The following is an 18,421-nucleotide window of genomic DNA, read 5'->3' as shown; positions in this document are numbered from 1 at the left end:
TTTAAATTATGAATAAATTTGTTATCTGTTCTGCAATTTTATGTCTTTTACGTTCCTGTGGAGCACCTTCGGAAAAACCGGAAAACGTATCTGAATCTGAAGAGGAATCAGTCTTAGATTACGTTGATCCCAATATTGGTACAGCACATAGCCGTTGGTTCTTTTATACGCCGGGAGCCGTTCCATTTGGTTTAGCAAAACTAGGTCCCTCTACCAATGGAAGTTACGGAAATGAAAGCGGTTGGGAAGCAGTAGGTTATGATTCACGGCATAACAGTATAGAAGGTTTCGCCAATTTACATGAATTTCAAATCGGAGGCTTTCTCTTCACCGCCACAACTGGGGAATTGCAAACAGTTCCTGGTTCGTTAGAAAATCCAGATGAAGGTTATCGCTCCAGATTCGATAAAAAGGATGAAGTTGCAACTCCCGGCTATTATAAAGTGAAACTAAAGGATTATGATGTTGTTACTGAACTAACGGCAACCAAAAGAGTAGGTTTTCAGAAATATACATTTCCTGAGTCGGATAGTTCCCATATTATTTTGGATATAGGAAATCAACTTGGAGAAAGCGGTGAGGTTAAAGATGCCAGTGTCACTTTCAATGATGATAATACTATAGAGGGTTGGGTCACTACTTATCCTGAATATGTGAAAAAATATCAACCGGAGGGGGAGGTTAGTATGTATTTCTATGGGAAATTGAGTAAAAAGCCTAAAGCAGTTGGAACCTTCAACGGGGAAGAAAAATTTAAAGATCAGAAGAGTATAACTGGCAAAGGCGCTGGCCTTTTTCTGGATTTCGATACACAAGCTAACGAATCTATTGAAATTAAAGCTGGGTTTTCTTATACCTCTTTGGAAAATGCACGCTTAAACTTTAAAACAGAAGCAGAGAATTTAGATTTCAGAGAAGCGTTATCTGCAGCCCGAAGCACGTGGTCTGCAGAATTAAATAAGATCAAGGTAAAGGATTCGTCTTTCGAAAACAAAAAGAAATTTTATACTGGGCTATATCATGCCCTTTTAGGAAGAGGACTTGCAAGCGATGTAAATGGAAATTTCCCTGAAAATGATGGCAGCATAGGAGAAATCCCTCTGGACGAAAATGGGTCCCCTGAATTTAATTTTTATAACACCGATTCTGTATGGGGTGCATTTTGGAATTTAACGCAACTGTGGACTTTAGCCTGGCCAGACTATTATAATGATTTTGTACAAAGCCACTTAGCTGTATATAAGAATTCTGGATGGTTAGCTGACGGGCTGGCAAATTCCAAATTTGTATCGGGAGTGGGAACTAATTTTGTGGGTTTGATAATGGCATCGGCTTATCAGGCCGGAATCCGAGATTATGATGTTGAACTTGCTTTTAAGGCAGCTTATGAAAACGAAGTCAAATATAAAAATAGAAATGAAGGGGCTGGTAAAACTGATCTTAAGGGTTTTATTGAAAATGGATATGTGCCATACGTACCGGGTTGGGAAACATCCCCTGAAGGCTCTGGTTTTTCCGTTTCCCATACATTAGAATATAGCTACAGTAGCTATGCAGTTGCCCAGTTTGCAAAGTCACTAGGAAAGGATAAAGAGTACGAAGAGTTGATGGAACTCTCTAAAAACTGGGAAAACTTATACGACGAAACTACAGACTTCGTTCGGCCAAAACTAGCATCAGGAAAGTTCATTGAAGATTTTGACCCTTTTGCACCCTGGGAAGGGTTTCAGGAAGGAAATGCCTGGCAGTATACATTTTATGTGCCTCATACCCCGGAAAAATTGGTTAATAAAATGGGTGAAGATAAATTTGTAAAAAGACTTGATTCCATTTTCACCGTTTCTGAAAAAACCAAATTTGGAGGTGAGGATATAGATGCATTTGCCGGGTTAACTTATTTGTATAATCAGGGTAATCAGCCTAATCTACACATTTCGTGGCTTTTTAATTTCACCGATCACCCCTGGCTTACCCAGAAATGGACGAGAGAAATCGGTAATAAGTTTTATGGAGTGGAAGAGGTTCACGGTTATGGTTACGGTCAGGATGAAGACCAGGGACAATTAGGAGCCTGGTATGTGATGTCCTCAATAGGTTTGTTCGATGTTAAAGGTTTAGTTGAAACAAATCCATCTTTTCAGCTTGGAAGTCCAATTTTTGATGAAGTTGAGATTAAGACTGGAGGCGGTAAATCTATTTTAATAAAAACTACAAATAATGAATCTGATGCTTATTATATACAGTCAATAAAATTAGATGGAGATAATTACAATAGCCTCCAAATTAGTTTAGATAAGTTATTAGAAGGATCGGAGTTGGAAATAGAGATGGGAAATGCTCCTAATAAAAGTCTATTTAAGGATGTCTAAACATTTTTTTAAAAGTCCATATCCAATCTATAATAAAGCTAGAACTACAAATATTCAACTAAAGCAATAATAACAGCTAGATATGAACCAGGTTAAAAAAATAAGAGCAACTTCTCAATTGGAATTGCCCTTACGGAAACATGAAACTCCTTCAACATACGATATTTACCCCACACATAATATTGGAGATGATTTAATACAAGCTAGTTATGGGTCACTAGCTAAAGTGTTAACTACGTTTGGCTTTTTAAAAGTAGATGGGTATGTAGGGGTCTTATTTGAAGATGTGCGTAGAAAATTGAATGAGGCCCTTCTTGATATTGGAGTAGAAGCGGAGTGGATTAATGTCCAGGAGGCTCAAAAAGGTGAAGAAAAAATTGAAAAAATGATAGCTCCATTTTTGGGAGGAGACGATCCTGTTTTTGGAAAAATCGCAGATTTAGAATTAAAGGATTTTTTTGATTTCAACAAGATGAATTCTTTGGTGAGATCAAATCCATTAAAACCTGTAATCTTTTATGGCATGGGAGCTAGCCTGGTTCCTGTTGATGGGAAAACAATCTATTTTGACATTAGTAAAAATGAAATTCAATTTAGGTCTCGGGCTGGTGCGATCTTAAATCTTGGAGCCAGCCAACCAGATGACCCAAAAAAAATGTACAAAAGATTTTATTTTATTGACTGGGTTGTACTCAATAAACACAAAAACCAAATAAAGAATGAAATTTCTTACCTGGTTGATGGACAAAGGTCCAATGAAGTTACCTGGGTTGAGGGAGATGTTTGGAGAAAAAATATACTTGAAATCACAAAGAATCCAATAAGGGTTAGGCCCTGGTTTGAACCCGGTGCATGGGGTGGGCAATGGATTAAAGATAAAATAAAAGGTTTACCACAAGATGTCGTTAATTATGCCTGGTCTTTCGAGTTGATTGTCCCGGAAAATGGGGTTATTATTGAAAGTTCGGGAGTTCTATTAGAATATTCTTTTGATTTTCTAATGTTTGTTGCGGGAGAAAGAATACTTGGTAAGGATTTTCAAACCTTTCATTATGATTTTCCTATTCGTTTTAATTTCCTTGATACATTTGATGGGGGCAACCTATCTATTCAATGCCATCCTCAAAAAGATTTTATAAAAAATCATTTTGGAGAAAATATAACCCAGGAGGAAACCTACTATATTCTGGATAAGAAAGATGATGCCCAGGTTTACTTAGGTTTCCAGGAAGGTGTCACTCCTGATGCGTTTAAAGAAGCTTTGTTATTAAGTGAGCAAAAAAATAAGCAGCTGGATATACTAAGTTATGTTCAATCCTTTGATGCCGAGAAACATGCTTTGTACTTAATTCCTCCCGGAACAATTCATAGTTCAGGAAAAAATAATTTAGTACTGGAAATAAGCTCTACAAAATACTTATACACTTTTAAAATGTATGATTGGTTAAGGGTTGATATGGACGGGAAACCCAGGCCAATTAATATTGAAAGAGGTATGGAAAATCTCGTTTTTGAGCGTGCGGGGAAGAAAGTGGAAGAGGAACTGATATCAAAACCGTTGCTAATAGAAAGCAATTCAGAATGGGAATTACAGTATCTCCCTACACATCAGGAACATTTGTATGCTATCCAGAGGTTTAAAATTAACACGTCGGTTGCAACCACAACAGGGGACCAAGCCCACGTTTTAAGCCTGGTAGAGGGAGATAAAATTGAGTTAATAACTAAGGGTAACACATCAGTCTTTCACTATGCAGAAACTTTTGTATTACCGGCCGCAACCGAAGAATATACAATAAAAAATTTGTCGGAAAAGCCAGTTACGGTGCTTAGGGCATTTGTGAAAAATACACTGGCTTAAGTTAATTTTTTTGACTTTGCTTAAAATATAGTGAAGAATCAAAAACCGTGGGTAACCCCACGGTTTCTTCTTTTGTTCCTAAAATTTTTTTAATAAAACTAAAACGTTTTAGTTTTATTTTTATAGTTTTAAGAATCTGAATTTTACAAGTATTAAATTAAAAAATTATGAATCTAACCAGATTATTTTTATCGTATGCATTTATATTATGTTCTAATTTAATTTTTGCTCAATGGGAACCTGCCGGCGAAAAGCTAAAAACCGAATGGGCCAACGAGGTTAATCCGGATAACGTATTACCGGAATATCCGCGTCCAGTAATGGAACGGGAGGATTGGAAAAATTTAAATGGCCTATGGGAGTATAGTATAGCTGATAGAAACACAGATAAACCATCAGTTCCTGATGGAGAAATATTGGTGCCGTTTCCCATAGAATCCAGTTTATCCGGAGTGATGAAAAGGGTGGAGCCCTCCCAGGTTTTATGGTATGATCGGAATTTTACAATTCCCCAGGAATGGAATGGCAAGAATATAAAATTAAATTTCGGGGCCGTTGATTGGAAGACTGAAATTTGGATCAATAATGTGAAAATTGGAAGTCACACTGGGGGATATACACCATTTTCATTTGACATTACCCCATTTCTAAAAGATGGAGAGCAGGAAATAAGCATAAGAGTTTGGGACCCTACAAATGAAGGCCCTCAACCCAGGGGAAAGCAAGTTAGGGAACCAGAGGGAATATACTATACTCCAGTAACTGGTATATGGCAAACAGTATGGTTAGAGCCAGTTAATCGCAAAAGTTTTAAAAAAATCAATTTCACTCCTGATATTGATAACAATACCGTAAAATTGGAGGCAAAAACTACAGACTTCCAAGCCGGAGATATTGTAGAAGTCATAGTTTTAGAAGATGGTAAAGAAATTAACAGGTCAAAATTTGCCGCCGGGGAAAGTTCAGATATATTTCTCAGTAATCCAAAGCTTTGGTCGCCTGAATCCCCATTTCTATACAGAACAATTATTAAGCTTATAAGAGATAAAGAAACAGTTGACGAGGTAAAAAGCTACTTCGCAATGCGTAAAATATCCAAAAAGAGAGATGAAAATGGAATAGTTCGAATGCAATTAAATAATGAAGATTATTTCCATTTTGGGCCTTTAGATCAAGGCTGGTGGCCTGACGGTCTGTACACAGCTCCTACTGATGAAGCATTGAAGTATGATATTGTAAAGACAAAGGAAATGGGGTATAATATGATTCGAAAACACGTTAAGGTTGAACCGGCTCGCTGGTATACCCATTGTGATGAATTAGGCATTCTGGTATGGCAGGATATGCCCAGCGGAGATCAACAGAAAGACTGGCAGATGCGTAAGTATTTCGAGGGTAATGAACTGGTAAGGTCTTCTGAATCAGAAGAAATTTTCCGTGAAGAATGGCAAGAAATCATGGATTACCTGCGACCATATCCCAGTATCGTCATGTGGGTCCCATTTAACGAAGCCTGGGGACAATTTAAGACCGAGGAAATTACAGAGTGGACCAGTAATTATGATCCAAGTAGACTAATAAACTCTGCTAGTGGAGGGAATCATTTTCAAACTGGAGATATCCTGGACCTACATCAGTATCCAGATCCCCAACTGTACCTTTACGATGCTAACCGCGTAACCGTCTTAGGCGAGTATGGAGGAATCGGGCTGCCTATGGAGGGTCATCTTTGGGCAACAGATAAGAATTGGGGCTATGTACAGTTTGAAAGTACCAAAGAAGTTACGGACAAATATATTGAATATGCAGAAACGCTTAAAGATCTCGTTAGAGCCGGTTTTTCAGGTGCTGTATATACTCAAACTACTGATGTTGAAGGAGAAGTTAATGGTTTGATGACTTATGATCGTAAAAAGGACAAAATGAATATAAAGCGCATCAGTAAAGCAAACCAGGAAGTTATTGATGCTTTAAATGTCAAATAAATACTAAATTGATGAAAAAGGCGAGTATTTATATTTTATTTCTTCGGTGATGAAATTGATGAACGACTTACCAAGATTGAACTAACTAAGGCTTTCAGGGGAATGAGGCTAGAACATTTAACTCAGGGTAGCTTGAAAAAGATAGTGATAGGTTTTGACATATTCTAAGGTTACAGCTCAGATTTCGTATGTACGTATTTTCTTGATTTTACATTTAAGTCCCGGTAAGGAAAAAAATCCCAGTTTGCGAAGTAATGTTTTTGGGATACCAGCACTATGGAACTGGGAATGCCTGGAAGACTAAAGTTAAAGAGTGTGTATTCTTAAATGGGAATGATTTGAAAGATGTCTAATTTTAATAACAGGGTAAAATGATATGCAATAAAGAAACACGCAAACGATTTTCCTTAATGGGAGTGAGAATTGAATTTTTACTCTTCGTTGTAGCTTTATATCCAGTAGCCGTTATATCCCAGGTTCCCATTGATCTAAAAAGCTTCGATAAGAAAGGAGAGGCTTCAATATCTATTGAGGATGAAATCTTGGAAGTCACCTGGCCTTCTGGAGAGCATGAAACAGGGAAAGTATACTTCAACCTGAAAAGAGATCAACCGCTTTTTAATAAAATAGAACTAATAAAAGAAGAAAACATTTCAGAGATTGCATCTAATCTTGAGCCTGTTTTTCTTCTCTCGGTGGGGGAGCGTGATTTGGAGAAAAGGAATGGCTGGAACATATTTTTTGATCAAACAGCCTATAAACCTTATGAAACTCATCTTGTAAATTTAGAGAAACGGGAGGTACGTGTAATAAGCGAAGGCTCCCGAACTAAAATTTCTATATCGGAAGTTAGGGCTGGAGAATTTAATGGATCTCTTGAAATCACTTTGTTTAATGGAAGCCCATTATTAAATATTGCCGTGGTAATCGCTACTGAAAGAGATTCGCGCGCTATTATTTATGATGCCGGTTTATCTGGGTCAGCCGACCACTGGGAGGAAGTATTTTGGGCCAATACAGATGGTTATTTACAAAACGCCAAAGTTGATTCAGAAACAAAAGGCAAAAACCTGGCAGTAAAATACAGGACAGTTATCGGGCAGACTAAACAAGGAAGTTTGGCCGTATTTCCGCCACCTCACCAATATTTTTACCCACTTGATAATGCCTATAATTTGAAATATACTTGGTATGGCAAAGATTACAGTGGTAAAGTATCCGAATTTGGAATAGGAATTAGGCACGAGATGTTGGGAGACAGGCGGCATGTTCCGTGGTTTAATGCACCGCCTGGAACCAGGCAGCGATTAAATTTCTTCATTTTGATAAGTAATGAAAAAGACGGAAAAGTTCTTAGTTAGGTTAAAAGATTTACCCACGATGATGAATATAAACCATTGGAAGGATACTACACAATGGCAAGTCACTTTCATACAGAGCACGTAATGGATGTGCTTACTCATAAACCTTTGCCTGAAATACCCGGTCATGTAGAAGCTTTGCGTGATGCAGGAGTAAATATAATGCACTTGGGAGAGTTTCATCTAGCAGGAAACCCACGGGATCCAGGTCCAAGAAGACTGCCCGAATTTCATAAAATGTTTGAAGAATGTAAAAGGCTTTCTACCGGAGATTTTCTAATGCTACCCGGGGAAGAACCCAACAGTCATTTTGGAGGACATTGGATGAATCTTTTTCCGAAGCCTGTTTACTGGATCATGTCCAGGGCAGAAGGAGAGCCTTTTGTAGAGAAACATCCCGAATACGGAAAAGTATATCGGGTTGGGAATAAAAAAGAAATGTTGCGACTGCTGGAAGAAGAGGACGGATTGGCCTGGACTGCCCATGCTAGAATTAAGGGCTCTACCGGATACCCGGATAATTATAAGGATGAGGAATTTTTTCAATCTGATCGTTTTTTGGGTGTGGCATGGAAAGCAATGCCGGCCGATTTGTCTCAGGAAAGGTTGGGGAAAAGAGTTTTGGATGTAATGGACGATATGGCTAACTGGGGTCATAAAAAGTACGTGATAGCTGAAGCAGATTTGTTTAAAATAGAGCCAGATTATGAATTATATGGCAATATGAATATTAATTATTTGCAGTTAGACGAACTCCCAAAATTTGAGGAGGCTGGCCCAGTGTACTGGATGCCATGGAAAATGGGAGATTTTTTGTCTCTACGGGAGAAATTATATTACCTGTTTTCACAGTGGGTGGGAAAGGATCGGGTGAAACCTTGAAGTTGAAAAGAAATGGAAAGGCAGAAATTGCTTTAGAAATCGATTGGACTTTTCCACTCAATTTTGTAGAGATCATATCAGGTGACGGGAATGAGGTTTTCAGGGAAAGAATGGATTTAACCCATACCAAAGCCTTTGGAAAAGAGAAGTTTAGGTTTGACGCCGAGCTCCAAGATAGAAAATGGGTAAGGCTTGAAGTATGGGATGCAGCCGCTAACGGGGCTTTTACACAACCCGTCTGGCTTGAGGATTGAACCCGGGTTAGAAGTCAGTGTTGTGATGGATCATTGGTGTTTTACAAAGAAAAGATATGTTCATTGGGATATAAAATAGAATACGATAAACCCTATGAACTTTTATTGACTACAGTTAGGGATAATTAATCTTTAGAAAGATAAAAATACAGAATAGGGCTTTAATTAATCAGACTAAGAAGTTCGTGGCGGAAACTGAATAATTAAATAGTTTGTTCGAATGGAAATCAACGATGAAACTGCCGTTTCCATGGGGCAGAAAGGAATATCTTTTAAGGGTTATGTAGAAATTGAATTAAAAGTAATCCTGAAGGCTTTTTACTTCAATTCAATTGAAAATTCTAATCAAAATCATATTTATAGTGTTTTATTCCCCTATTAATAGTGTTTTAATTAATTATTCTTTTTTTATTTGTTGAGCAGTAAAATTTAATTTTAATTAAACCCGGCTAATAAAATTTCAAGCCAAGGTTCTTACTATTAATAGAGGTATATTTATGAAAAAAGCTAAAAAACATTCTGTAAAAGGAATTGCGGAAAAATTAAACATCTCACCTACTACCGTCTCGTTTGTTTTGAATGGGAAAGCTAAGGAAAAGAAGATATCTGATGAGATGATAGAAAGAGTTTTAGCTTATGTCAAAGAAATAAATTATAAACCAAATCAGCTTGCTCAAAGTTTACGTACGGGGAAATCCAAAATTATAGTTTTTATGGTGGAGGATATTTCAAACCATTTTTTCGCCAGTATAGCGCGAAAAATAGAAGACCTGGCTTATGAAAAAGATTATAAAGTTCTTTTTTGCAGTAATGAAAATAGAGATAAAAAATCCAGGGATCTTATTCAACTTTTCAAAGATAGGCAGGTAGATGGTTACATCATAAATCCAAGTCCAGGAATTAGGGATGATATAGAAAAATTAATCACTGAGAATATTCCAGTAATTTTATTTGACCGTTATTTTCCAGGTTTAAAAACTAATTATGTGGGAATAGATAATGAGGAAGCCTCCTACAGAGCAGCTCTCCATTTGATTGAGAATGGTTTTAAAAAAATTGGTTTTATTACACTCGCCACCGATCAGACCCAAATGGCAAACAGAAAGAAGGGATATCTTAAGGCAATTAACGAAAATGGATTTGCTCATAAAGTATTGGAGATTGAGTTTGAGGGAGGGAATCATCAACGCAGAAAGGAATTGATAAAAGATTTTATTTTTAAAGAAGACCTGGATGCTATTTATTTCTCTACAAATTATTTAACGCAAAGCGGGCTCGAGGTTTTTAAGGAAAATTCTCCAGAGCTTATCGATAAATTTGGAATTCTGACTTTTGATGATCATGAATTCTTTAAAATCCACACTCCAACAATTTCTGCAATTGCCCAACCGAAAGATGAAATGGCTTCGGAATTAATGAAATTAATGTTGGGTATGCTTAAGAATTCTAATAAGAACTTGCCTTCAAAAGAAATAATATTAAGCGCAAAACTATTTCCGCGTAATTCTACGATACAAAAAGGAAAATAGACCTTTTAAATAAGCACTTAATCCAACTAACATTTTTTTAAACTAAAACGATTTAGTATATTAGCTTGACTATTTTCAAAGAATTATTAAAAGCTGTATTTCTTGCAGTATAAAATTATGTTAAAATGAGAATTTTAAAATTTGGAATCTTTTTTTTGAGCAGCATGCTATTTTTAATTTCCTGCTCTGCAGATGATGATGGCATTGATGATGTTCAGGAGGAGGAAGAGGAACAACCTGTTGAACCCGGTGAAGAAGAGGACGATGAGGTGGCTGACTGGGGAGAGGTAGCAGAAAATCTACAGGAGCAAACGTATAATATTTATCTTACTTCGAATGGAACTTTCCGGCAAGACAATGAAGGAAATGAAAATTTTAACTACTGGTGGAATGCTCATATGTTAGATGTCCTGATTGATGGGTACGAGAGAACAGGAGATGAGTCTTATCTGCCAAAAATGAAGTCTTTGTTAGAGGGAATTGAAGTACGAAATGGAAATAAGTACGAAAACGTATTTATAGATGATATGGAATGGTTGGGAATAGCCTGTCTAAGGACCTACAAGCTTACAAATGATCAACAATACAAAGAAGTTGCTGACTTGTTGTGGGAGGAAACAAAACAAGGCTGGAGTGATGTCCACGGCGGAGGTATTGCCTGGAAGACAGATACGCCCAATAGTAAGAACGCGTGTTCTAACGGCCCCGCAGCTATATTTGCACTTTATCTTTACGAAATAGATCAGGATGAGGAAGACCTTGAATGGGCAAAGAAAATTTACCACTGGCTAAAAGATACCCTGGTGGATCCAGAGTCTGGTTTAGTGTGGGATAATATCGATTACCACGATGGGGAGGCAATTATAAATCGTGACTGGATTTTCACATATAATGTGGGAACTTATATTGGTGCTGCCAACTTATTACATCAGGCGACCGGTGAGGGTATGTATTTAGATGATGCTATCAAATCAGCGAGTTCAGTTGTGGCGCCTGGAGAATTAACTACAGGTGGAGTTTTAAAAAATGAAGGACAAGGTGATGGCGGACTTTTTAAAGGCATATTAGTTAGGTATTTCACTCAGCTAGCCCTTAATCCGGATCTTCCGGATGGTAAAAGGAATGAATTTGAAGAATTTGTTCTTTTTAACGCAGAAACCTTATATCATAACGGTTTAACCAGTGCAGGGCTTGCCGGCCCTAATTGGAATGACGAACCCAGTGGTCGTGTTGATTTATCAACCCAATTAAGCGGGGTTATGCTCATGGAAGCAAAAGCTCTTTTAGAATAGGAATTCAAACTATAACGACGATGAATCCACCAAAACACCTTTATTTTCTGGCAGGAAAAATTCCTTTATTGTTTGTATTTCTATTAATTGTTTCTTGCAATTCCTCTAAGAAAGAAAAAGAGAGCGATGAAGTTGATAAAATCGATAGATCGTATACCTCCCTTGTCAATCCATTTATTGGGACGGCTCCCTTAACTGACCCTGAATTTATCGGATATACTCCGCCAGATGGATGGAGGGTTTGGGCAGGATTAGTTTTTCCAGGTTCCTCTTTACCTAATGCAATGGTCCAACTTAGCCCAATAACTGAATATGGGACAGGCGCAGGATACGAATATGAAGATACTCAAATACTCGGATTTACCCATACAAATAAAGGACATTGGAATTTATGTAATATCCCTATTCTTCCTTTATCCGGTAAGGCGGAAGCACCTTTTAAATCTTCCTTTTCTCACAAGAATGAATCAGCCTCGCCTGGATACTACCAAGTTAAACTTGATGATTATGGAGTGAATGTTAGGCTTACCTCTACCTTGAGAAGCGGTTTCCATGAGTATACTTATGAAAATGAAACCCATAGAAAAATACTTTTTGATCTAGCTAAGGCCAACCATGGCGTATCGGATTGGGAAATTAGGCAGGAGAATGAAAATTCAGTATCCGGGTTCCAACAAGTCGGGGGCGACAAAATTCATTTTTATGCTGAAACCAATATCAATATCAAGGGGCTGGATTTGAAAGGAATGGGGAAAAAAGACGGATACTCTGTTTTAATACTCGAAGACGGGACAGGTCCTGTGAACCTTAAAATCGGTTTGTCCTTTGTAAGCGTTAGTAATGCTGAGGAGAATATGAAAACAGAAATAGGGGACAGCGGTTTTGAAGAAATAAGAACCAGGGCGAAAGATGCCTGGGAAAAATTACTTTCAACTATTGAAGTGTTAGGTGGTAACGAGAAACAGGATGAAATGTTCTACTCTTCGTTTTACAGGTCCTTTCTATGGCCCGCACTTAGAAGTGATGTAAATATGGAGTATAAAGATGTAAATGGAGAAATTCAGAAAAAAGATTTTAATTATTATACCAATCCTTCATTCTGGGATACTTACAGAAATAAACTGGTGCTGCTTAGTATAGTCTCTCCCGATGTTACCACGGAGATTATCAAAACCCTAATTGATAAAGGCGAAAACACTGGCTTTATTCCTACATTTTTCCACGGGGACCACGCGGCACCGTTTATTGCAGGAACTTATTTAAGAGGAAATACCGAATTTGATGTAGAAATGGCTTTTGAGCTTCTACTGAATAACGCCTATAAAGAAGATGGCCCCCGGCCTCATATCAAAGAATATATTGAAAAAGGTTATATCTCGGATCCTGATGTTGAAAACCCTAAAGTAGAAACCAAGGCTAAAGCCGGTGTTTCTAAAACTTTAGAATATGCCTATGATGATTACTCTCTAGCGCAAATGGCAAAAGCCTTAGGCGATGAAGAAAAATATGAAGATTTAATAAAGCGATCTAAAAATTATAAAAACGTTTTTGATACTTCGACCAATTTTATGCGCGGAAGGCTGGAAAATGGCGACTGGATTAGTCCGTTTGATACCGAGCAACCCTATTATGAATACATGTACCGCGAGGCCAATGCCTGGCAGGTTTCTTTTTTTGCACCTCACGATATGCCTGAGTTAGTGAAACTATATGGTGGGGCAGATAATTTTGAAGAAAAGTTGGATTCATTATTTACATTGCCCTGGAACCCAGATCATATTGCAAGAAATGTAGCCAGTTTTATCGGTCAGTATTCCCATGGAAACCAACCTGCTCACGAGGCTCCATTTTCTTACTATTTCGTTGATAAGCCTGAAAAATCTCAGGAAATAATTGATAATATCTTGGAAAATTTTTATGGAGTAGGAGAAGATGGCCTGGCACTTTCGGGTATGGATGATGCAGGGGAAATGTCTTCCTGGTATGTTTTTTCCGCTATGGGACTTTATCCCTTATCCCCGGCAGATCCTGAATATTTGGTGACCGTCCCTATTTTTGATAAAGTTTTATGGAACCTGCCTAATGGTAAAACATTTACGATAAATAAAGCAAATGAAGGTCGAACTCTTAAACAAATAATGGTAAATGATACAGAACTGCAAGGGTACTTTATCTCTCATGATTTGTTTCAAAAGGGAGGAGAGGTAGAGGTCATTACCAAATAGTAACTTGTATTGAGTGGTATTTAGAGAAAGATAGTCTTTTATTTATAGAATATAAAGTACTTTGATAATTCCTTCAGAGAGTTCCGTAATGATCTTATTTTGACCAAGAGAGCTAATTAAAGCTACTAAATAATGAATTTGAGCTTCAAATGCTTATTGATTTTAATTCCTATATGGGTAAATGCCCAGGAGCTAAATTATACAGAGGAGCAGGATATTGCTTACCACGAAATATTAAAAGATGAGTCTTCTGATTATCAAAAGGAAATGTGCCTTTTAGATATTCACTATCCTGATTCCGGGGAGAAAGCTCCCGTCATAATACGGTTTCACGGGGGCGGACTTACAGGAGGAGAAAAAGAAATTCCGAAGCAGCTTACCAAAAATGGCTATTGCGTGGTAGGGGTAGGTTATAGGCTTTCACCTCTTGTAAATGCTGAAACCAGTATCAGGGATGCTGCCGGTGCAATTGCCTGGATAATCAGGAACATTGATAAATATAATGGTGATCCGAAGAATATCTTTGTTTCTGGACATTCAGCTGGAGGCTACCTTGCCTTGATGAGTGTAATGAATAGAGCTTACCTAAAGGAATACGATCTAGATGCAAATCAAATTGCTGGCCTTATTCCATTTAGCGGACATACCATAACCCATTTTACAATTAGAAATGAACGGGGAATTCCGGGAGAAAAACCTGTTGTTGATGAATTAGCACCTTTATATTATGTAAGGGGAGATGCTCCACCTACTTTATTAATAACCGGGGATCGGGATCTGGAAATGCTCGGGAGGTACGAGGAAAACGCTTATTTCCATCGCATGATGAAAATAAACGGGCATAAGGATATTGAAATTTATGAATTGGATGGATATGGGCATGATATGAGACATCCAGCATTTCCGCTATTGTTGGATTTTGCTAATAAGGAGTTTTCAAAAGCTAAATAGGAAACTCTGTTTTCAGGACACTATCCCGTAAAGTGTGTAAAGTTAAAATAACAGGGGTTGTACTTTTTAAAGTCTGACCCTTTTTTCATAGATCGTAAGGAACTGATTTAAGATAATGCCCCAGTTCCTGATAGCTAAATATACCGATCTCATCGCTGTCTCATCTACAAGGAAAGACAATTTATTTTTGGTGTACTTTCTGATTTTCCCTTGGAGGTTCTCGATAAGGTTCTTGGTATAAATGATCTTTCTTATTTCCAGTGGGAACTTAAATAATACGGTAAGATCTTCCCAGTTGTCCCGCCAGCTCTTCTCTGCATACAAGTACTTACCTTCCCATAGCTCTGCAAAATCATTTAGTGCAGCTTTGGCATCTTGCTGGTTAGGTGTATTGATGTATTATAGATATATTTCATATCTGCTGTAAAGGCTTTCTTGTCCTTCCATACCACATACCTGCAGGCATTTCGTATTTGATGCACCACGCAAATTTGGGTTCTGAACTCAGAGAATACGTTCTTGATGGTATCGGTAAACCCGTTTAGGTTATCGGTGGACGTGATTAGTGTATCTTCTGCTCCCTTGGGTTTTATATTGTTAAGGACACTCATCCAGAAGGCTGCAGATTCATTTTTACCCAGCCAAAGTTCCAATACTTCTTTCTTACCATCTCCGCGGAGTCCTAGTGCTATGTTTATTTTCTTTTTGATCACCTTGGAGTTCAAGACGATCCCATCTATCCAAACAATAAAATAAACGGGTTCTAATAGACGGTTCTGCCAGGGCCACTATATCTTCAGGGACCTTTTCGGTAATCCTGGAAATAGTAGAAGTGGAAACTTCAAAATTATAAGCTTCCCTGATCTGTTTTTCAATATCTCTATTGCTCATTCTTTTGGCATAAAGCGATACGATGACATTTTCAATACCATAAACCATATTCCCACGGTTTGGAACAATCATCTGATTAAAGGAAGTATTAAGGTTCCTGGAGACCTGTATCTGGGATTCCCCAAGAGGAGTACGTACCTTTTTTTTGACCAAATGCGGGTATTGGGATTGTCAGACTTTTGGCTTTAATATAGTCAAAATGGTCATCGAGTTCCCCTTCGAACATTTTCTTGATGTCACGTTTCTGCCGCTTTAAAAAGCCATTACCGCTTTTGAAACGCTTCAAAAATTCATCGCTAAATAAATTTTCTTTTTTCATACTGTGTTAAATTTTTAAATTAGACAAAAAAATAACAGGGGTCGCGACCCCTGTTATTTTTCTATTTACACAGTTCATGAGATAGTCCTATTACTGGTATTTAAAGCTTTTTAATTTTAATGTTTCTAAACCAAACATCATCTCCGTGGTCTTGTAATCCTATGTAACCTTTCTTATCATCTCCACCTGCGTTCACAAAGTTCTCCCAGTCCTTAAATTTGCTGTTTGCAACCATTTCTTTCCACTCATCTGTCCATAAATGGTATTCCACTACAGTTTCCCCGTTCTGGGTGTGAATTACCGTACCACGGTATACAATTATAGACACTTCATTCCAATCTCCAACGGGTTTGGCATTCTGAGGATCAGCCGGTATTAAGTCATATAAAGAGGCGGACTTACGGTTTCCATCTTTTCCTAACCTAGCATCAGGATGTCTTTCATTATCTAATATCTGGAATTCGGGGGCTGAGGTATATATAGGTTCGCCTTCTATCTCCTCTGCCAGGTAGAAAATCCCGCTATTTCCTCCTTCCGAAACTTTCCACTCCAGGGAAAGTTCGAAATCCTTAAATTCATCCTTGTATATAATGTCACCACCACCACCGGCTTCGCCGGCACCACTTCCCTGGACCTTCAAGGCCCCGTCTTCAATAACCCATCCATCAGGAAACGATTCTTTTCCATAACCTCTCCAACCTTCTGTACTTTCTCCGTCAAAGAGTAACTGCCAGCCCTCTTCTTTCTCTTTAGCAGAAAGTGTATTTAAACCCGCCTTATCTTCTACTTCTTCTGAATTAGTTTCAATCCCAGCATTTTCATTGTCGTTATTGGCTTCTTTCTGATCTTTACACCCGGTGAAAATAACACCGAGGAGAAAGAGGGGTAGTGCAATAGTTTTCTTTTTGATTTTTGGTAGATATTTCATAGTATTTATGGTTTAAATTATAGAGTAAATTGCTTAATTAAATTGTTTAAGATAATTCCCAACCCTTTCGGTAATTGTGTTTAATGTACTGTTCAGCGGCTTCCCTCGCATTGATAGTAGCATATTGGGTATTAAATTTCGGATCTCCATCTACAACAGTGAATTTATCGGTAGTTACAACTTTGATTTCTTCACTATCTCCGATATTGGTTATTTTCATATTCTTCCCATCCCAATTTAATTTTTTGTTTAGGTCCTGTAAACGAACAGCTAAATTCCCCATGACTACCACCTCGTTAAATGGCCCTGAATATCCGAAGTGCGAACTTGCCTCAACCCGGTTGGTTTTAGACTCTTTACAGGCTCTAATCCAGTCCATCTCATGGCTGGTTTCAACCCGTGGAATTATCTTTTTAGTTTGTGGTGGATTATCTTCTCTTCCAACGATGTAAGGATTTCGTCCATAAGTTCCGCAAATAATTGTTCCTTTGGTTCCAACGACCATAGCTCCTCCGTCATTATCCCCAAGAACTTTTCCAGGTTTAATACCTTCAGGCCTTTCTGGCATTAATCCACCGTCATACCAAGTTAGTTTTAGTTCTGGCCTTTTTATTTTATTCAGTTTAGCTTGTTCTGGAAAGTAATAAATTACTTTTTCTGCTATTGGAGCGCTTTCCGTATTTACCTGGGAAGAGCTACCTTGAAAAGCTGTAGGATGATCCAAATCAAGAGCAAAATATACCGGATCCATAATATGGCATCCCATATCCCCTAATGCACCAGTCCCAAAATCCCACCAGGCTCTCCAATTCCAGGGAGTATATGCCGGGTGGTATGGTCGGTATTCTGCAGGACCAATAAAAAGGTCCCAATCTAGCGTAGAGGGGATTGCAGGTTCTTCTTCCGGTCTTTCCAATCCTTGTGGCCAAATTGGACGGTTAGTCCAGCAGTGTGCTTCTATAGGATCACCGATTTCTCCGTTTCGAATCCATTCTGCGAAAAGCCTGGTGCCTTCTCCGGAATGTCCCTGGTTACCCATTTGGGTTGCCAAACCGGTTTCCTTTGCAAGTTCGGTCAGGTACCGGGATTCATAAATAGAATGGGTTAGGGGTTTTTGTAGATATACATGTTTACCCAATTTCATGCTTTCAGCAGCTGTTACCGCATGAGTATGATCGGGAGTGGCAATTACCACTGCATCAATATCATCACCCATATCTTCAAGCATCTTGCGGTAATCCTTGAATTTTTTAGCACTTGGATAATCATTAAAGGCCCTTTGGGCGTATTTCCAGTCTACATCACAAAGCGCTACAATATTCTGCCCTTTTATTTCTCTTAGGTTAGCTCGCCCCATTCCACCTACACCAATCCCTGCAATATTAAGTTTATCACTGGGAGCCGTGTAACCAACACCACCAAGTACATGCCTGGGAACGATAGAAATACCCGCAGCTACCGTAGCAGTACGGCTTATAAACTTTCGTCTAGAAAATTTATTTAAATCCTTATTTTTTTCATTCATTTTAATTGATTTATAAGTTATTCGTTTTTTTAATTTTCTTTTTATACTC

Annotated in this window: 17 protein-coding genes; 11 read left to right on the top strand and 6 right to left on the bottom strand. The window is 38.1% G+C overall.

Going from position 1 to position 18,421, the window contains the following annotated elements; all coding sequences use genetic code 11:
• The first annotated feature begins 8 nt into the window (after positions 1-8).
• The 11 genes from FG27_RS08165 (at position 9) to FG27_RS08130 (ending at position 14,709) form a co-directional block, all read left to right on the top strand.
• Positions 9-2,369: a GH92 family glycosyl hydrolase gene (locus FG27_RS08165; RefSeq protein WP_037317878.1), complete on the top strand. Its 2,361-nt coding sequence runs from the start codon at positions 9-11 to the stop codon at positions 2,367-2,369.
• An 82-nt stretch (positions 2,370-2,451) separates the two neighbouring features.
• Positions 2,452-4,230 carry a class I mannose-6-phosphate isomerase gene (locus tag FG27_RS08160; RefSeq protein WP_037317875.1) on the top strand — a complete coding sequence of 593 codons (1,779 nt, stop codon included), beginning with the start codon at positions 2,452-2,454 and terminating at the stop codon, positions 4,228-4,230.
• Between the two features lie 167 nt (positions 4,231-4,397).
• Complete coding sequence (locus FG27_RS08155; RefSeq protein ID WP_051935790.1) at positions 4,398-6,215, top strand: glycoside hydrolase family 2 protein; 1,818 nt, start codon at positions 4,398-4,400, stop codon at positions 6,213-6,215.
• Positions 6,216-6,625: 410 nt separating this feature from the next.
• Positions 6,626-7,576 (top strand): hypothetical protein, encoded by a 951-nt coding sequence (locus tag FG27_RS19250; protein WP_197051677.1) that lies wholly within the window; start codon positions 6,626-6,628, stop codon positions 7,574-7,576.
• Positions 7,577-7,612: 36 nt separating this feature from the next.
• Positions 7,613-8,458: a hypothetical protein gene (locus tag FG27_RS19245; RefSeq protein WP_197051676.1), complete on the top strand. Its 846-nt coding sequence runs from the start codon at positions 7,613-7,615 to the stop codon at positions 8,456-8,458.
• A gap of 2 nt (positions 8,459-8,460) precedes the next feature.
• A complete protein-coding gene (locus FG27_RS19240; protein WP_197051675.1) occupies positions 8,461-8,712 on the top strand; it encodes a hypothetical protein in 252 nt (83 codons plus the stop codon).
• A 220-nt stretch (positions 8,713-8,932) separates the two neighbouring features.
• Entirely contained in the window at positions 8,933-9,094 is a 162-nt protein-coding gene (locus FG27_RS19130; protein WP_156101216.1) for a hypothetical protein, read from the top strand.
• A gap of 115 nt (positions 9,095-9,209) precedes the next feature.
• A complete protein-coding gene (locus FG27_RS08145) occupies positions 9,210-10,241 on the top strand; it encodes a LacI family DNA-binding transcriptional regulator (RefSeq protein WP_037317871.1) in 1,032 nt (343 codons plus the stop codon).
• Between the two features lie 125 nt (positions 10,242-10,366).
• Positions 10,367-11,533 carry a glycoside hydrolase family 76 protein gene (locus FG27_RS08140; RefSeq protein ID WP_037317868.1) on the top strand — a complete coding sequence of 389 codons (1,167 nt, stop codon included), beginning with the start codon at positions 10,367-10,369 and terminating at the stop codon, positions 11,531-11,533.
• Positions 11,534-11,553: 20 nt separating this feature from the next.
• On the top strand, positions 11,554-13,758 hold the full coding sequence (locus tag FG27_RS08135; protein WP_051935789.1) for a GH92 family glycosyl hydrolase: 2,205 nt from the start codon (positions 11,554-11,556) through the stop codon (positions 13,756-13,758).
• Between the two features lie 132 nt (positions 13,759-13,890).
• Positions 13,891-14,709: an alpha/beta hydrolase gene (locus FG27_RS08130; RefSeq protein WP_037317865.1), complete on the top strand. Its 819-nt coding sequence runs from the start codon at positions 13,891-13,893 to the stop codon at positions 14,707-14,709.
• 66 nt (positions 14,710-14,775) lie between these two features.
• On the opposite strand, the gene FG27_RS19525 is transcribed toward FG27_RS08130, so the two are convergent.
• The 6 genes from FG27_RS19525 to FG27_RS08115 form a co-directional block, all read right to left on the bottom strand.
• A complete protein-coding gene (locus tag FG27_RS19525) occupies positions 14,776-15,105 on the bottom strand; it encodes a transposase (RefSeq protein WP_255351556.1) in 330 nt (109 codons plus the stop codon).
• Entirely contained in the window at positions 15,066-15,434 is a 369-nt protein-coding gene (locus tag FG27_RS19520) for a transposase (RefSeq protein ID WP_255351526.1), read from the bottom strand. Before FG27_RS19520 ends, FG27_RS19525 begins: the two co-directional genes overlap by 40 nt.
• A complete protein-coding gene (locus FG27_RS19515) occupies positions 15,373-15,753 on the bottom strand; it encodes a transposase (protein ID WP_255351525.1) in 381 nt (126 codons plus the stop codon). Before FG27_RS19515 ends, FG27_RS19520 begins: the two co-directional genes overlap by 62 nt.
• A complete protein-coding gene (locus tag FG27_RS19385) occupies positions 15,689-15,919 on the bottom strand; it encodes a hypothetical protein (RefSeq protein WP_231563298.1) in 231 nt (76 codons plus the stop codon). The genes FG27_RS19515 and FG27_RS19385 overlap by 65 nt, the downstream gene beginning before the upstream one ends.
• Before the next feature lie 100 nt (positions 15,920-16,019).
• Positions 16,020-16,847, bottom strand: a complete 828-nt coding sequence (locus tag FG27_RS08120) for a DUF1080 domain-containing protein (RefSeq protein ID WP_037317862.1) — start codon at positions 16,845-16,847, stop codon at positions 16,020-16,022.
• 46 nt (positions 16,848-16,893) lie between these two features.
• Positions 16,894-18,372, bottom strand: coding sequence for a Gfo/Idh/MocA family protein (locus FG27_RS08115; RefSeq protein ID WP_037317860.1), 1,479 nt, complete (start codon positions 18,370-18,372; stop codon positions 16,894-16,896).
• Between the last annotated feature and the right edge of the window lie 49 nt (positions 18,373-18,421).

The sequence above is a fragment of the Salegentibacter sp. Hel_I_6 genome, from assembly GCF_000745315.1.
Classification (GTDB): domain Bacteria; phylum Bacteroidota; class Bacteroidia; order Flavobacteriales; family Flavobacteriaceae; genus Salegentibacter.
Note: the sequence above shows the minus strand (reverse complement) of the source record. Positions and strands in the feature narration are given on the sequence as shown.

Coding starts and splice junctions, on each gene's coding strand:
- FG27_RS08165 (WP_037317878.1), top strand. CDS start 9: ATGAATAAATTTGTTATCTGTTCTGCAATTTTATGTCTTTTACGTTCC.
- FG27_RS08160 (WP_037317875.1), top strand. CDS start 2,452: ATGAACCAGGTTAAAAAAATAAGAGCAACTTCTCAATTGGAATTGCCC.
- FG27_RS08155 (WP_051935790.1), top strand. CDS start 4,398: ATGAATCTAACCAGATTATTTTTATCGTATGCATTTATATTATGTTCT.
- FG27_RS19250 (WP_197051677.1), top strand. CDS start 6,626: ATGGGAGTGAGAATTGAATTTTTACTCTTCGTTGTAGCTTTATATCCA.
- FG27_RS19130 (WP_156101216.1), top strand. CDS start 8,933: ATGGAAATCAACGATGAAACTGCCGTTTCCATGGGGCAGAAAGGAATA.
- FG27_RS08145 (WP_037317871.1), top strand. CDS start 9,210: ATGAAAAAAGCTAAAAAACATTCTGTAAAAGGAATTGCGGAAAAATTA.
- FG27_RS08140 (WP_037317868.1), top strand. CDS start 10,367: ATGAGAATTTTAAAATTTGGAATCTTTTTTTTGAGCAGCATGCTATTT.
- FG27_RS08135 (WP_051935789.1), top strand. CDS start 11,554: ATGAATCCACCAAAACACCTTTATTTTCTGGCAGGAAAAATTCCTTTA.
- FG27_RS08130 (WP_037317865.1), top strand. CDS start 13,891: ATGAATTTGAGCTTCAAATGCTTATTGATTTTAATTCCTATATGGGTA.
- FG27_RS19385 (WP_231563298.1), bottom strand. CDS start 15,919: ATGAAAAAAGAAAATTTATTTAGCGATGAATTTTTGAAGCGTTTCAAA.
- FG27_RS08120 (WP_037317862.1), bottom strand. CDS start 16,847: ATGAAATATCTACCAAAAATCAAAAAGAAAACTATTGCACTACCCCTC.
- FG27_RS08115 (WP_037317860.1), bottom strand. CDS start 18,372: ATGAATGAAAAAAATAAGGATTTAAATAAATTTTCTAGACGAAAGTTT.